A 15,145-nucleotide genomic window follows, 5' to 3' on the forward strand; every position below is an offset into this window, starting at 1 on the left:
GGCCGTTGCCAGGCGTGTGCAGCCGCAGTGGCGCCATGCGCTCTGTGGGCGCTTGAACTAAACTGATTCACATGAAGTTACCTGCGCTTGCGTACCCATGACGGTTTTATCGACGGTGGTCTTTGCCGACATTTCCGGCAGTACGTCGTTGTACGAGACGCTGGGGAACGAGCGCGCCACCGAAGCGGTGACGCAGCTGACCCAGTGGATCGCCGACACCATCGAAGCCAATGCCGGCCGCGTCGTCAAGAAACTGGGCGATGGGGTGCTGGGCATCTTTGGCGATGCCGCCGGTGCCGTTTCGGCCATGGCCGAGATGCAGCGCATGCACCTGGTGCGGCTGGACCGCTGGCCCCACCCCCTGCGCATGGACATCCGCGTGGGCGTGGCCAGTGGCGAGGTGGTGGATGTCGATGGCGATTGCTATGGTGACGCCGTGAACGTGGCCTCTCGCCTGTGCGAGCGGGCCGGCCCGTCCGAGATCTGGGCCACCGAAACGGCGGTACTGCTGGCAGGCGCTGCGGCCTCGGTCTGGTACCGCAAGCTGGGGATGATGGAAATCCGTGGCAAGGCCGAAACCCTGATGCTCTACCAGGTGGAGTGGCGCCAGGACGAGGAGCCCGACTCGCTCACCATGCAGTCGGCGCTGATCAGCAGTTTCTCGCCCGTCGATTCCATCCTGGGGCAGATCCAGTTCTCCTGGCATGGGGTGGACCTGTCGTTCAGCTCGGCCGATGCCCCCGTGCATGTGGGCCGAGCCACCGAGATGCAGCTGCGCATCAATGACCCCCGCGTGTCGCGCCTGCACGCCCGCATCGACTGGCGCAACAGCGGTTTCGTGCTGACCGACATGAGCAGCTTCGGCACCTGGGTGCGCTTCGAGGGCAGCGACTCGCCCGTGCGCCTGCGCCGCGATGCCTGCATCCTGCACGGCACGGGGGAGATTGCGCTGGGCGTCTCTTTCAGCGAGTCCACTGCGCCCAAGATGCGCTTCCAGGTGGTGGGCGGCAACGTGCATCTCGGCTGAGGGCTGGAATGCCGTCTGCGGGCTGGCGAGGATCGGTGCGCTTTCAGCGCCTGCGTACGTTCTGACACAATCGCCGGCACAAGAAAACCCGAGACAAGACAGGACGCAACAATGGCGTGGATCAAGAAAACGGCCGTGGGCCTGGTGGCTGCGGCCTTGCTGGCGGGTGCGGGCGCTGCCATCTACGTGCAGCGCACGTTTGCGGTGGTGGACGGCAAGATCACCGTCGCCGGCCTGGCCCAGCCCGTGAGCGTGCGGCGCGACGGCGCGGACGTGACGCACATCGGCGCGCAAAGCCCGCAGGATGCCTGGTTCGCCATGGGCTATGTGCATGCGCAGGAGCGCACCTGGCAGCTGGAGTTCAACCGCCGTGTGATGCATGGCCAGCTCTCCGAAGTGTTTGGCGAAGCCACGCTGGAGACCGACAAGCTCATGCGCTCGCTGGACATCTTGGGCACGGCGCGCAAGCAGTACGCCGGTTTGCCCCTGTACGCCCGCGAGGCGCTGCAGGCCTACAGCAAGGGCATCCATGCCTTCCACAAGGACCGACCGCAGGCCCTGCCGCCCGAGTTCCTGGTGCTCGGCGCCAAGCCCGGTGGCGAGGCCGGCGCGGTGTGGGAGCCCGAGGACAGCGTGGGCTGGGCGCTGATGATGGCGCTGGACCTGGGCGGCAACTGGGGCAATGAATTCGCGCGCCTTTCCGTGGCCCGCACGCTCAATACCGACCGGCTGTGGCAGCTGATGCCGCCATACCCGGGCGAGCCACCCGCCGCATCGGCCGACCTGGCGGCGCTGTACCGGCAACTGGGCGTTTACCGCAGCGATGCCGCTGCCGCCGCGCCCAGCGCCGGTCTGGCCCGTGGCGCCGCGCTGCAGGCCCGAAAGCCCGACGCTGCGCCTGCGGCAGAGCAGGGCGGCAACCCGCTCTCGCGCCAGATCAGCGCCGGCATGCTGGCCTGGGCCGATGAGCTGACGCACAACGCTGGCACCAGCGATGGCAAGGGCAGCAACAACTGGGTGGTGGCAGGTTCACGCACCGAAAGCGGCAAGCCCCTGCTGGCCAACGATCCCCACCTCTCCCTGAGCGCGCCTGCCATCTGGTACTTCGCGCGCCTGCAGGCACCGGCCGGCAAGGCGTCGGACGGTTCGCCGATCGCCGCCATCGATGCCATGGGTGCCACCCTGCCGGGCCTGCCCTTCGTGGTGCTGGGCCGCACCGCCAGCGTGGCCTGGGCCTTCACCAACACCAGCCCCGACGTGCAGGACCTGTACCTGGAGCAGATCAACCCGGCGGACGCCACGCAGTACCGCACGCCCGAAGGCTGGGCGCCGTTCGCCGTGCGCAAGGAGACCATCCGCGTCAAGGGCAAGCCCGACGTGGAGATCGCCCTGCGCAGCACGCGCCACGGCCCGGTGCTCAGCGATGCACAGAGGTCGCACGCCGACGTGCTCGACCTCAAGAAGTACGTGCTGGCCCTGCGCTGGACGGCGCTGGAGGCGGACAACCAGACCGTGCTGGCGGGACTGATGGTCAACCAAGCCACCACGGTGGAGGACCTGTTCGCCGCCTTTGAGTACCACCAGGCGCCCATGCAGAGCGTGCTGGCGGCCGACGTGAGTGGGCGCATCCGCTTCCAGGCCATGGGCCGCGTGCCCGTGCGCGCGCCGGACAACGACATCCGCGGCGTGGCCCCATCGCCCGGTTGGGACGCGCGCTACGACTGGAAGGGCTGGCTGCCGCTGGACCAGACCCCGCAGGACGAGGGCGCCAAGGGCTGGATCGCCACGGCCAACCAGCGCGTCACGCCGCCCGGCTACCCCCACTACCTGGCGCAGGACTGGGTGCTGCCCTACCGCTACGAGCGCATCGCCGAGCTGATCGAGGCGCGCCCTCGGCACACGGCTGCCAGCCTGCAGGCCATCCAGCTCGACATCACCTCGCTGGCCACCCGGCGCCTGCTGCCGTACCTGCAGCAGGCCCAATCCAGCCACCCGCTGGCCGGCAGGGCGCAGGCCCTGCTCAAGGACTTTGACGGCGTGATGGACGCCGGGCGTGCAGCGCCACTGGTGTTTGCCGCCTGGGCCGACGAGCTGGCGCGTGGTGTGATCATTCCGCGCATTGGCGAGGCACGCTTTGCCGCCACCTATGGCAAGCGCGACTACCGCGCCGGCATCGAAGGCATCCTGCAGCGCAACGACACCTGGTGGTGCCAGCCCTCCACCTGCGCGGAGCAGGCCGGCGCCGCCCTGGGCCGTGCGCTCGATCGCCTGCAGGCCGCCTATGGCGCCGACCCGGCCGCGTGGCGCTGGGGCGATGCCCACCCCGCGCTCAGTGCCCACCGGCCTTTTGGCAGTGTGGCGGCATTGGCGCGCTTCTTCGACGTGAGCGTGCCTTCCCATGGCGACGGCTACACCGTGAACGTGGGCCAGTACAACGCGGGCGAGGCCAAGGGCCCCTTCGCCAACCGCCACGCCGCGTCGCTGCGCGCCATCTACGACCTGGCGGACCTGGAAAAATCGACCTTCATCTACCAGACGGGGCAAAGCGGCCTGGTCTTCTCGCCGCGCTACCGCGACATGGCGACCGCCTGGGCGGGGTCTGGCACCCGGCTGCTGCAGCGCCAGCCAGCGCGCTTCAGCCACTCCCTGACGCTCGCGCCGGCGCCTTGAGCCAAGAACAGTTTCCAAGGATTTCCATGGGTTTCGTACCGTTGATCGAAGTGACCCGGGGCGCCCTGGTCGAATGCCAGCACTGGGGTGCCGTGGCCGTGGCCAACCGCGCGGGCAGGCTGCTCGCCCAGGTGGGCGACCCGCAGTCGGTGGTGTTCACGCGCTCCACCATCAAGGCTTTCCAGGCGCTGCCCTTCATGCAATCGGGCGGGGCCAAGGCCCTGGGCTGGGGCCCTGCCGACCTGGCGCTGCTGTGCGCCAGCCACAACGGCGAGCCCATGCATGTAGCGCAGGTGGAGCACATGCTCGCCAGCGTGGGGCAAAACTACCACGCGCTGCGCTGCGGCTGCCACCGGCCGCTGTTTGCCGAGCTGGGGCTCGGCTCCCTGCCGGCGGACTTCGTGCCCGACGAACGCCACAACAACTGCAGCGGCAAGCACGCCGGCTTCGTCGCTTACTGTGTGCAGCAGGGCCTGCCGCTGGACGACCACCTGGACCCCGGGCACCCGCTGCAGGCAGCGATCCGTGGCTATGTGGCCCAGGCCGTGGGGTTGGAAGTGAATGACCTGGCCGCCGGCACCGACGGCTGCTCGGCCCCGAACTACGCCATGCCGCTGGCCAACCTGGCGCGCGGCTATGCACGCCTGGCCGGCGGTGCGCCGGACACCGATCTCGACGAGAGCCTCACGGCGCTGGCCGATGCCATGGTGGTACGGCCCGAGCTGGGCTCGGGCACGGGTCGGCACGACCTCGACTTCATGCGCGTGGGCGCCGGAGACTGGGTCTCCAAGACCGGGGCCGATGGCGTGCAGGTGGTAGGCAGCCGCAGTCGGGGCGAGGCCTTCGCGCTCAAGATCATGGATGGCAACATGCCGGCCCAGGTGGCGGCGGCCGTCGAAGTGATGGACCAGCTCGGCTGGCTCAGCGATGCGCAGCGCTCTGCGCTGGCCCCTCGCCGCTCGGCGCACCTGGTCAATCCGAAGGGGATCGAGGTGGGTACCCGCCGGCCGGTGTTCAGGCTCGGTACCGCTGCAGCCTGACGCGAGGCTCAGGAGGGCAGGTTGGCGAGAGGGTAGGCCGCATCCGCTGCCGGGAAAAAGGTGGCGAACGGCTCCGAGTCCGGCAACACGTACACCACCCCCGCCTCGCGCCCGAACCAGGGCGCAACGCAGCGGTTGTAGAACTCGGCGGGCGAATTCACGCAGCCATTGCTGATGCGCCGCTCTGCCAGCACGGGGCTGGCCAGGCGCTGCACGCGGCGCTCGGCCGGGGCGCCGCGCACACGGTGCAGCGAGACGGCGGCATCGTAGTCGATCCACACGATGTCATGGCCCTGCAGGTTGCTGCCGGGCTCGCTCACGAAGCGGCCCGCTGGCGTGGTGCGCTCGTGCGACCGGATCTGTGACAGCGGCTTCTGGCCGATGCCAGGTGCCGAGCGGTCGCCCAGGGCCGAGCCCAGCAGCACCGGCGCGCTGCCGGCGTAGCCGCCTGCGGGGCCGAACACGTGGATGGTGGCGGCAGGCTTGTCGATCACGGCAAAGGCCATGCCCTGGTGGTTGGCGCTGGCGGCCACCCAGCGCACCAGGCGCTGTGCATCCACCGAGGCGCCTGAGCGGCTCCACGGGTCCGCCGCCGCCAGGGCAGCGGGTGACCAGGCGGCCGCTGCCAGCAACACTCCGGCGCTGGCCAGCAGGGCGCGGCGCGGCACGGCGCAGGGCTGCTGTGCGCTTGAAAGCGCCAAAAATTCACGGACGGGGGAGGTGATATCGGTTGGGCAGGTCATGGTGCCCCCCAATCGTAGCGGTTTGTGCCAATAATGGCGCTACCCGCGACTTCCGCAAGGCCCCCGGGCCTGTGACCACCATGTTCGATCGCATTCGCCAGGCTTTTGCCGGCACCGCCGCCGACGCTGATTCCACTCTGGGCCATGCGGGGCCGGTCACCGGCGCGCAACTGGCCCGCTGGATCGCAGAGCAGGGCTTGCACAGCGTGCCGCAGCCGGTCGAAGGCCATTTCGACGTGGGGGGCGACATACTGGGCCGCCCCTGGCGGCTGGAGGGCAGCACCTCCACGCGCGACTACATCCTGGGGCTGGAACTGCGCGGGCGCGCCGACGTGGATGCCGCCCCCGACGCCGCCGTGCTGGTGCTCAACCGCCCGCTGCGCGACGCGCTCGAGCGCCATGCCTACAACGCCATCACCGACAGCCTGCAGACCAGCGTGGACGCGCGCCTGCCGGAGGAGATGCGCTGGCTGTCCATGTTCGACGAGGTGTCCTGGCCCGAGTTGCCTGGCTCGTTCCGGCGCCATTTCGCCGTGGTGGCCGAGCGCATCGAGCATGCCGAGCGCTGGATCCACGCGCACCTGGTGTCCGAGCTGCTCAACGCGGTAGAGGGCGAGCAGGGCGCGCTGCGCTCGGAAACCCCCATGGTGCTGATGCTTGCGCGCGGCCGGGTCTACCTGCGCACCGAGCACACGCGCCGCTCCCTGTCCGAAATCGTCCATGCCCGTTCGGTGCTGCTGACGGCAGCCCAGGCCGCCGCGCAGCACCTGCCGGCACCGCCGGTGGACCTGGATTCCTGACCTGCGGTCCCTGCTTCAGGGGCAGGCTTCTGCGAATCTCCCGCCTGCGGCGCCGGGGCTCGCAGTGCTCCTATCATCAGGGCCTGCGTTCCATAGAGATTTCGAATGACCACACCCTCTGTCCGCGCCATTGGCGGGACCACCCCTTACACCGTAACTCTGGTCGATGAGGCCGGGCATACCTGGCTGGGCGACGAGCCTGCGGAGATTGGCGGGGCCGATGCCGGGCCTTCCCCCTTCCACCTGCTGCTGTCGAGCCTGGGGGCGTGCACCGTCATCACCCTGCAGATGTTCGCTGCGCGCAAGCAATGGCCCTTGGCCGGTGTGGAGGTGGCCCTGCAGCTCAACCCCGCCGGCACGCCCGCCAGCGGCAGCGACATCACGCGCACGATCACTTTGTCGGGCGCGCTGAGCGAGGAGCAGCGCGAGTGCCTGTTGCAGGTGGCCAATGCCTGCCCGGTGCACAAGCTGCTGACCGGTGAGGTGCGCATCGCTTCTGCGCTCGTTGAACCAAGCTGACGCCGTGCGCCAGCGCAGAGCCCCTGCGCTGCGCGCAGGGGCAGGGCTTGCTCAGCTGCCGCGCGTGATGGGCACGCCGGCATCGCGGCCGTAGGCGCCGTACTTGCCCAGCTCCCACTTGGCGATGGCGTTGCGGTGCACTTCGTCCGGGCCGTCGGCAAAGCGCAGGGTGCGCGCACCGGCGTAGGCGTAGGCCAGCGGGAAGTCGTCGCACATGCCGCCGCCGCCATGCACCTGCATGGCCCAGTCGATCACCTGGCAGGCCATGCTCGGGGCCACCACCTTGATCATGGCGATCTCGGTCTTGGCGACCTTGTTGCCGGCCACGTCCATCAGCCAGGCGGCCTTCAGGGTCAAGAGGCGGGCCATGTCGATTTTGCAGCGAGCCTCGGCAATGCGTTCCTGCGTCACGGTCTGCTGGGCCACGCTCTTGCCGAAGGCGATGCGCGAGCTGGCGCGCTTGCACATCAGTTCCAGCGCGCGCTCGGCCAGGCCGATCAGGCGCATGCAGTGGTGGATGCGTCCAGGGCCAAGGCGCCCCTGGGCGATCTCGAAGCCGCGGCCCTCGCCCAAGAGGATGTTGGAGACCGGCACGCGCACGTTCTCGAAGGTCATCTCCACATGGCCGTGGGGGGCGTCGTCGTAGCCGAACACATTGAGCGGACGGATGATGGTGATGCCCTTGGCGTCGGCCGGCACCAGCACCATGCTCTGCTGCGAATGGCGCGGGGCGTCGGGGTCGCTCTTGCCCATGGTGATGAATACGGCGCAGCGCGGGTCGGCCGCGCCCGAGATCCACCACTTGCGGCCGTTGATCACGTACTCGTCGCCATCGCGCTCGATGCGCGTCTCGATGTTGGTGGCATCGCTCGATGCGACGTCGGGTTCGGTCATCGCGAAGGCCGAGCGGATCTTGCCTTCCAGCAGCGGCTTGAGCCAGCGCGCCTTGTTGGCATCGTCGCCGTAGCGGGCGATGGTCTCCATGTTGCCGGTGTCGGGTGCGGAGCAGTTGAACACCTCGCTGGCCCATGGCACGCGGCCCATGATCTCGGCCAGGGGCGCGTACTCCTGGTTGGTCAGGCCGGCGCCTGCATAGCCCGATGCGGCGGCACTGTCCACCGGCAGGAACAGATTCCACAGGCCGGCGGCCTGGGCCTTGGGCTTGAGGTTCTCGATGGTGGACAGGGCCGTCCAGCGCTTGCCTGCGGCCGTGTTGGCCGCCAGCTCGTTCTTGTACGCCGCCTCGTTGGGGTAGACATGCTCGTCCATGAACTGGAGCAGTCGGGCCTGCAGGTCCTTGGTCTTGGGGGAATAGTCAAAGTCCATGGGGGTCTCCGTTGGTAATCGGTGGGGTGTGTTCTCAACTGCGCTGGGCGAACGACCAGGCCAGCTGGGCCATGGGCCGCGCGGTGTCGCCCGAGGCCTTGGCCTGGGCGCTGGAGGCGGTGCCGGCCTCCACCCGCTTGGCAATGCCCTGCAGGATGGCGGCGATGCGGAACATGTTGTAGGCCATGTAGAAGTTCCAGTCGGCACGCAGTGCTTCGGGCGTGGTGATGCCGGTGCGTTCGCAGTACAGGCGGATGTAGCTGTCCTCGTCGGGGATGCCCAGCGCCGCGATGTCCATGCCCGCAATGCCGCGGCCCATGCCGGCGGGGATGTGCCAGCTCATGCAGTGGTAGCTGAAATCGGCCAGCGGGTGGCCCAGGGTGGACAGCTCCCAGTCGAGCACGGCGATCACGCGCGGCTCGGTGGGGTGGAACATCAGGTTGTCCAGACGGTAGTCGCCATGCACGATGGAGACATGGCCCTCGTCGCGCGCGCTGGCCGGCATGTGCGCGGGCAGCCATTCCATGAGCTTGTCCATCTCGGGGATGGGCTGGGTGATGGAGGCCACGTACTGCTTGCTCCAGCGGCCGATCTGGCGGTCGAAGTAGTTGCCCGGCTTGCCATAGCTGGCCAGGCCCCGCTCGGCGAACTTCACGCTGTGCAGCGCGGCGATCACGCGGTTCATCTCGTTGTAGATGTCGCCGCGCTCGGAGGGCGTCATGCCGGGCAGCGATTGGTCCCAGAGCACGCGGCCCTGCATGCATTCCATGATGTAGAAGGCGCGGCCGATCACCGACTCGTCCTCGCACAGCACGTGCATGCGCGGCACGGGCACGTCGGTACCCGCCAGGCCGCTCATCACCGCGAACTCGCGCTCCACCGCGTGGGCCGAGGGCAGCAGCTTGGCCACCGGGCCGGGCTTGGCGCGCATCACGTAGCTCGCCTTTGGGGTCACCAGCTTGTAGGTGGGGTTGGATTGCCCGCCCTTGAACATCTCCACGGTCATCGGGCCTTCGAAGCCCTGCATGTGGGCGGTGAGCCAGGCGGTGAGGGCCTCGACGTCGAATGCGTGCTGCTCCGACACCGCGCGGGTGCCGACGAAGTGGTCAAAATTGCTCATGTACTGGGGTTCCCCACGCGGGTTGCCGCGTGCTTGTCTCTGTCCACCGCTGCGCGCAGGCGGTGGTGTTCTTGTAGGTGGCGAGGGCCGTACCGGACTTCGCTGCGGCCAGATTCAGGTGTCCGCGTCGGCTATGCGCATCAGCGCTTCTCGGTCGCGAATGACGAGGCCGCCCGGCTCGATGCGGATGGCGTCCTCGCGCTCCATCGACTTGAGTTCCTGGTTCACACGCTGGCGCGATGCGCCCAGCAGCTGCGCCAGTTCTTCCTGCGCCAGTTGCAGGCCGATGCGCATCTCGCTGCCGTCCGACAGGCTGGGCACGCCGTAGCTGCGCACCAGGTGCACCAGCTGCTTGGCCAGGCGCGAGCGCAGGGGCAGGGTGTTGAGGTCTTCCACCAGGCCGAAGAGCTGGCGTATGCGCCGTGCGTGCAGGCGCAGCATGGCTTCGTAGAGCTCGGTGTGCGCCGCCAGGATCTTGCGAAAGTCGGCCTTGGCCACGCACAGGATGGTGGTGTCCCCATGGGCATAGGCATCGTGCGTGCGCCGGTCCCCGTCGAAGATCGCCACGTCGCCGAACCAGATGCCCGGCTCCACGTAGGTCAGCGTGATCTGCTTGCCCGAGATGGAGGTGGAGCTCACCCGCACCGCACCGCGCGCGCACGCAATCCACTCCTCGGGCGGGTCCCCGCGGGCGGCTATGAGGCCGCCATCCTTGAAGCGTTTGACGTAGGCACATCGGAGGATGTCGTGGCGTAGAGAAGGTGATAGGGATGAAAACCAGCGACCTGAGTTGATCGCTTCACGTTCTTCGATGGTAAGAATCGGGTCGTCCATGGCCTGTCTTTTGCGTGACTAGAAACAGCCCCATTGTCGCGTGAGGGACCGGCGCGCCGCGTCAGGGTTGTCACCTGAGCGTCTTGGATATCTGTTGGGCGAACGCGAGCGCAAACACACACGGCCCTGTGCAAGGGCCGTGTGTGTGCGGTGAAGACAAGGTTTGCGCCCAGGGCAGGGCGATTGAGCCTACTCGTAGGTCGGCGTGCGCTTGTCGAGAAAGGCCGATATGCCCACGCCGCCGTTGGCGTGGTGCAGGTTCTTCACGAAGTGGTCGCGCTCGCTCGCGAGGTGTTTCGTGAGGTGGTTGCCGGGCGCATCGCCCAGCAGTTCCTTGATGCTGGCCAGTGCGTTCGGTGCGCGCGCGTTCAGGCGCTCGGCCAGGGCCATGGCGACTTCGAGCGCGCTGCCCGGGTCGGCCAGCTGGTTGACCACGCCCAGCGCGTGCAGGCGCTCGGCGGGGATGCGGTCGCCGCACATCAGGATCTCGGTGGCGATCTGGCGCGGCAGGGCCTGCGCCAGGCTCCAGCTGGCGCCGCCATCGGGCGACAGGGCCACATTGCTGTAGGCCATCACGAACACGGCGTTGCGCGCGGCCACCACCATGTCGCAGGCCAGCGCCAGCGAGAAGCCCGCGCCCGCTGCCGCTCCTTCCACTGCCGCGATGATGGGCTTGGGGTAGGTGCGCACCATCTCGATCCAGTTGTGCAGGCCTTCGATGCTCTGCGCCTGCACCTCGGGCAGCTCCTGGCGGTTGGCCAGCAGGCGCTGCAGGTTGCCGCCCGCGCAGAACATGCTGTCCGAGCCCGTGATCACCACGCTGCGAATGTCGTCACTGTTCTCGGCCACGCTCAGGGCCTCCACGCCGGCGGCGTAGATCGCCGGCTCGATGGCGTTGCGCCGCTCGGGGTTGTGGATGGTCAGGACCAGGGTCTTGCCCTGGCTGGTGCTTTTGAGTTCTGCGGGCATCTTGTCTCCGGGTAAAGGCTTTGGACGGCTGTTGTCAGGTTTTCACGGGGCTACGCATCGTCTTCAGCTTATCGAACAGGGCGCGGCCCAAGCCAGGGCAGCCGTGCAAGGGCCGCCCCGCCGCACTGGCTGCGTCCCCCTTCCCGAATTGCACAGCCATTCGAGAGAAGGGGGACGGCGCGAAGCGACTCAGGGGGATGTACCGAATCAAGCTTCTTCGACGTGCGTCAGGCTCAGGCCGATGGCACCGCGCCGGCGCAGCCAGGGGCTGGGGCGGTAGCGGGTGTCGCCATACACGGTCTGCATGTTGAACAGCACTTCCAGGATGTTGGTTGGGCCCCAGCGGTCGCCCATGGCCAGTGGGCCCAGGGGGTAGCCCAGGCCCAGGGTGACGGCGGTCTCCAGGTCGCGCGGGCTGCAGATGCCCTGCTGGCAGATGTCGCTGGCGATGTTGACGATGGTGGCCACCACGCGCTGGGTGACGAAGCCGCCGCTGTCGCGGATCACGCTCACCGGCTTGCCGTCGCGGGCGAACAGGGCGTGCGCGGCGTTGCGGATGTCCACGCGCGTGGCGGGGTTGGTGGCCAGCACGCGGCGCTTGGTGGCGGCTTCTTCCACCAGCATGTCGATGCCGATGGTGCGCGCCGGGTCCAAGCGCTCCACCACGGCCACGGTGGTCACGTCAAAGCCCAGGGGGGCCACGAGGGTGAGGGCCGTGGGCGACGGCGAGGTGCCGGTTTCGATGGTGGCGCCCAGGTCCTTGAGCAACTGGTACAGCTCGGCCCGGCGTGCGGCGCGGGGCGACACCCACACCGGCGGGATCTCGGCCACCACGGGCACCGGGGGCTCGGCGGGCACCTGGGCCACGCCCTTGTCGTAGCGGTAGAAGCCTTCGCCGACCTTCTTGCCCACCACGCCGCCGGCCAGGCGCTGCGCAGTGATCACGCTGGGGCGGTAGCGCGGCTCGTCGTAGTACTGTTGGTAGATGGATTCCATCACCGGGTGTGAAACGTCCAGTGCCGTCAGATCCATGAGCTCGAACGGCCCGAGCTTGAAGCCCACCTGGTCGCGCAGGATGCGGTCGATGGTGGCGAAATCGGCCACGCCTTCGCCCACGATGCGCAGGGCTTCGGTGCCGTAGCCGCGCCCGGCGTGGTTGACGATGAAGCCCGGCGTGTCCTGCGCCTGCACGGGCGTGTGGCCCATCTGCTTGGCGTAGGCCGACAGGGCGGTGCAGACAGCCGGCTCGGTCTTGAGCCCGGCAATCACCTCCACCACCTTCATCAGCGGCACGGGGTTGAAGAAGTGAAAGCCCGCCAGGCGCCCGGGCCGCTGCATGCCTGCGCCAATCGAGGTGACCGACAGGGAGGATGTGTTGGTTGCCAGCACGGTGTCAGCGCCGACGACCTTCTCCAGGTCGGCAAACAGGCCGCGCTTCACATCCAGCCGCTCGACGATGGCCTCGATCACCAAGTCGCACTGCGCCAGGCCGGCCGCATTGTCAACAATGTGCAATTGCGCAGACCAGGCCGTGGCCTGCTCTGCAGAAATGCGATTTTTCCCTACGAGTTTTTGCCACTGGTCGTGGATACTGTCTTTGGCGGCAAGTGCTGCACCATCTTGGGCATCCAGCAAAAAAACCTGGCTGCCGGCCTGGGCAGCGATCTGTGCAATACCGCGACCCATGGCGCCCGAACCCACGATGCCGACATTGAGAAACTGAATTTTCATAGCGCCATTATGGCTGTGGACATGCCTGCGCACTTATGTGCAAGAATGGGCTGCGCTCAAAACAGAAATTATTGTGAATATCCGTAACACCATTCTGGGAGCCGGTTTGTGGGTGGTTGCCATGGGCGCCTCGGCGCTTTCAATGGGCAACGGGCGGGGCGCCGTGGTGATCGGCTCGCCCGTCGATCTGGTCTTCGACATCCAGCCAGACCAGGGCTCTGACGTCGCATCGTCATGTATCGGTGCCACCCTGGTCGCGGGCGACACCCCCATCAGCGCCTCCCGGGTGCGCGTGACGCCCCAGGCCGAATCGGCCGGGCGCGCGGCCTCCGTCCGCGTACAGACCACCTCTGTGGTCGACGAGCCCGTATTGACCGTCACGCTCACCGCAGGCTGCGCAGGCAAGGTCACGCGCAGCTACACCTTTCTGGCAGACCCCCCCGCGCGCCTCCCCCCTGTTGCCGCAGGGCAACTGCCAACGGTGCCGGCGGCACTGCCGGGCACCCTCGCTGCGGGCGCATCGGGCCTGGCCGGTGCTTCTTCCCCACTCGATCGCAATGCTGCCGGTGCAGCAGCCCGTGGCGCTGCCGCAGCGCCCACCCGGGCGGCACCGGCCAGCGCCGCTGCAGTGCGTGCCCCGCGTGCCGCCGCTACTGCACCCGCCCGCACCAATGCGCGCGTGCTCGCCGGTGCGCAGGCACCCGCCCCAGCAGCCGCCGGCCCGCGCCTGGTGCTGGAGCCCCTTGATCTGTGGCTCGAAAGCCCGGTGGCCCTGCGCGCCACGGCGCAGCTGCTGTCGACCCCGGCAGAGGAGTCCTCGCCCCAGCGTGCCGAAGCGGCTGCCGCCTGGAAGGCCTTGAACGCCACGCCGGAAACGCTGGCGCAGGATGCCGAGCGCCTGCGCGTTCTGGAGGCCGAGGCCAAGGCCGTGAAGGCGGGCTCGGCCCAGCAGTTGGCCACCACGCAGCAATTGCAGCAGCAGCTCGACGAGGCCCAGGAGCGCTTTCCCGCCACGGTGGTCTACGTGCTGGGCGCCTTGCTGGCGCTGGCGCTGGGCCTGCTGGCCTGGGTCTGGCAGCGCGCCAGCCGCCAGGCCACGCTGTCGCAAAAATCGTGGCGCGAGTCGGTCAAGGTCAGCGCCGTGGACTCCAGCGCACCCACGGCAGGGCAGGTCGATCCTGGATGGGAGCCGCTCGAAACCTTGCCCGTCCCTTCGATGAAGGGCGATCTGCTGGCACCATCCGGCAGCGCCGCATTGTTCAAGGACGCCAAGACGGTCTCCGCACCGGCGCCCCTGTATGCCGCCTCGACGGCGGTGGCGGCTGCGGCCGCCCGGGTGCCAGTTCAGGCCAAGGCGCCAGCCCCTGCGGTCGAGCCGGCAAGGGCCTTGCAGATCGTCAACCCCGATGACCTGTTCGACATCCAGCAGCAGGCCGAGTTCTTTGTCTCGGTGGGCGAGCACAACCAGGCGGTGGAGGTGCTGCGCAAGCACATCGTTGACCACAAGGAAACCACGCCTGTGGCCTACCTGGAGCTGCTGCGCCTGTTCCACACCCTGAGCCGGGCCGAGGACTTCATGCAGTTGCGTGCGCAGTTCATGCGCTATTTCAACGCCAAGGTGCCCGAGTTTTCGGCCTTCAACCGCCAGGGGCGTCCGCTGGACCGCTACCCCGATGCGCTGGCCGAGGTCGAGGCCGAGTGGAGCTCACCGGCCGTGCTGCACACGCTGGACAAGTTTCTGTTCCACCGCCCGGGCAACCAGGCGGCCGAGCCCTTCGATCTGGCCGCCTACGACGACCTGCTGCTGCTGCTGGGCATTGCGCAGACCACGCCGTCGAGCGCGCGGGGCGCACCGCCGCCGCGCAAGCGCACCACGCCCGTGGAAGACTCGTTCGAGGCCGCTGCCGAGAAGGGGTTGAGCCATCTGTCGCCGCTGGACAACACACAGCCCGATTTTCCGCTCGATTCGCTGGCCGCCAGCCTGGAGTTCGATTTCGGTGAGGTTCCCTCGCCCGCTCCGGCGCCGGTGGTACGGCATTCCGGGCCTGCCGAGCTGAGGCTGGAGCCTGCATCGGGCCTGTCGCCCATCATGGGGGTTTCTTCCTCCCCCGCACCGCTGACTTCCGCGCAGCCGCGCCATCCGCCGGCAACCTACACCAGGTCGTCCATCAACCTGGACGTGGATCTGTCGGAGCCCCTGCACCTCACGCTGAGCGACCTGCCGCCCGTGCCGGTCACGCCCCCTCCGCCGGCCGGCCAGGCCGTAGGTTTCGGGGCGGAGAACGACCTCATGGAGCTGCGCCTGGAGCTGGAGCAGCGCAAGGACGACGACGAACGCAAGAAGTAGAAAAAGAAACAGGCCTTCA

General features: G+C 68.3%; 12 protein-coding genes. 6 read left to right on the forward strand and 6 right to left on the reverse strand.

What is annotated here, in order from left to right; translation table 11 throughout:
* Positions 1–97 precede the first annotated feature (97 nt).
* The 3 genes from ACSQ9E_RS08905 to ACSQ9E_RS08915 all read left to right on the forward strand — a co-directional run bounded on the left by ACSQ9E_RS08905 (position 98) and on the right by ACSQ9E_RS08915 (position 4,737).
* The gene (locus ACSQ9E_RS08905; RefSeq protein ID WP_057265725.1) at positions 98–1,027 is read left to right on the forward strand and encodes an adenylate/guanylate cyclase domain-containing protein; all 930 of its coding nucleotides are present in this window, start codon (positions 98–100) and stop codon (positions 1,025–1,027) included.
* Positions 1,028–1,138: 111 nt separating this feature from the next.
* Positions 1,139–3,697, forward strand: coding sequence for a penicillin acylase family protein (locus ACSQ9E_RS08910; RefSeq protein ID WP_436217483.1), 2,559 nt, complete (start codon positions 1,139–1,141; stop codon positions 3,695–3,697).
* A gap of 26 nt (positions 3,698–3,723) precedes the next feature.
* Positions 3,724–4,737 (forward strand): asparaginase, encoded by a 1,014-nt coding sequence (locus ACSQ9E_RS08915; protein WP_436217484.1) that lies wholly within the window; start codon positions 3,724–3,726, stop codon positions 4,735–4,737.
* An 8-nt stretch (positions 4,738–4,745) separates the two neighbouring features.
* On the opposite strand, the gene ACSQ9E_RS08920 is transcribed toward ACSQ9E_RS08915, so the two are convergent.
* Positions 4,746–5,480: a hypothetical protein gene (locus ACSQ9E_RS08920; protein ID WP_436178810.1), complete on the reverse strand. Its 735-nt coding sequence runs from the start codon at positions 5,478–5,480 to the stop codon at positions 4,746–4,748.
* 80 nt (positions 5,481–5,560) lie between these two features.
* Here ACSQ9E_RS08920 and ACSQ9E_RS08925 point away from each other — a divergent pair, with 80 nt between their 5' ends.
* Together ACSQ9E_RS08925 and ACSQ9E_RS08930 are read left to right on the forward strand one after the other, a co-directional pair.
* Positions 5,561–6,280 (forward strand): hypothetical protein, encoded by a 720-nt coding sequence (locus tag ACSQ9E_RS08925; RefSeq protein WP_436217485.1) that lies wholly within the window; start codon positions 5,561–5,563, stop codon positions 6,278–6,280.
* Positions 6,281–6,385: 105 nt separating this feature from the next.
* Positions 6,386–6,799, forward strand: a complete 414-nt coding sequence (locus ACSQ9E_RS08930) for an OsmC family protein (RefSeq protein ID WP_436217486.1) — start codon at positions 6,386–6,388, stop codon at positions 6,797–6,799.
* A gap of 51 nt (positions 6,800–6,850) precedes the next feature.
* Here ACSQ9E_RS08930 and ACSQ9E_RS08935 read toward each other — a convergent pair whose 3' ends face one another.
* From ACSQ9E_RS08935 to ACSQ9E_RS08955, 5 genes are all read right to left on the reverse strand, one after another.
* Entirely contained in the window at positions 6,851–8,125 is a 1,275-nt protein-coding gene (locus ACSQ9E_RS08935) for an acyl-CoA dehydrogenase family protein (RefSeq protein ID WP_057265713.1), read from the reverse strand.
* Positions 8,126–8,159: 34 nt separating this feature from the next.
* On the reverse strand, positions 8,160–9,245 hold the full coding sequence (locus ACSQ9E_RS08940; protein ID WP_436217487.1) for a phosphotransferase: 1,086 nt from the start codon (positions 9,243–9,245) through the stop codon (positions 8,160–8,162).
* A gap of 114 nt (positions 9,246–9,359) precedes the next feature.
* Complete coding sequence (locus ACSQ9E_RS08945) at positions 9,360–10,079, reverse strand: Crp/Fnr family transcriptional regulator (protein ID WP_057203564.1); 720 nt, start codon at positions 10,077–10,079, stop codon at positions 9,360–9,362.
* Positions 10,080–10,268: 189 nt separating this feature from the next.
* Positions 10,269–11,048, reverse strand: a complete 780-nt coding sequence (locus ACSQ9E_RS08950; protein WP_436217488.1) for an oxepin-CoA hydrolase, alternative type — start codon at positions 11,046–11,048, stop codon at positions 10,269–10,271.
* A gap of 207 nt (positions 11,049–11,255) precedes the next feature.
* Positions 11,256–12,779, reverse strand: a complete 1,524-nt coding sequence (locus ACSQ9E_RS08955; RefSeq protein WP_057203562.1) for a 3-hydroxyacyl-CoA dehydrogenase — start codon at positions 12,777–12,779, stop codon at positions 11,256–11,258.
* Positions 12,780–12,852: 73 nt separating this feature from the next.
* Here ACSQ9E_RS08955 and ACSQ9E_RS08960 point away from each other — a divergent pair, with 73 nt between their 5' ends.
* Entirely contained in the window at positions 12,853–15,126 is a 2,274-nt protein-coding gene (locus ACSQ9E_RS08960) for a hypothetical protein (RefSeq protein WP_436217489.1), read from the forward strand.
* Positions 15,127–15,145: the final 19 nt, after the last annotated feature.

This window comes from Acidovorax sp. LjRoot118, from assembly GCF_964253575.1.
Classification (GTDB): domain Bacteria; phylum Pseudomonadota; class Gammaproteobacteria; order Burkholderiales; family Burkholderiaceae_C; genus Acidovorax.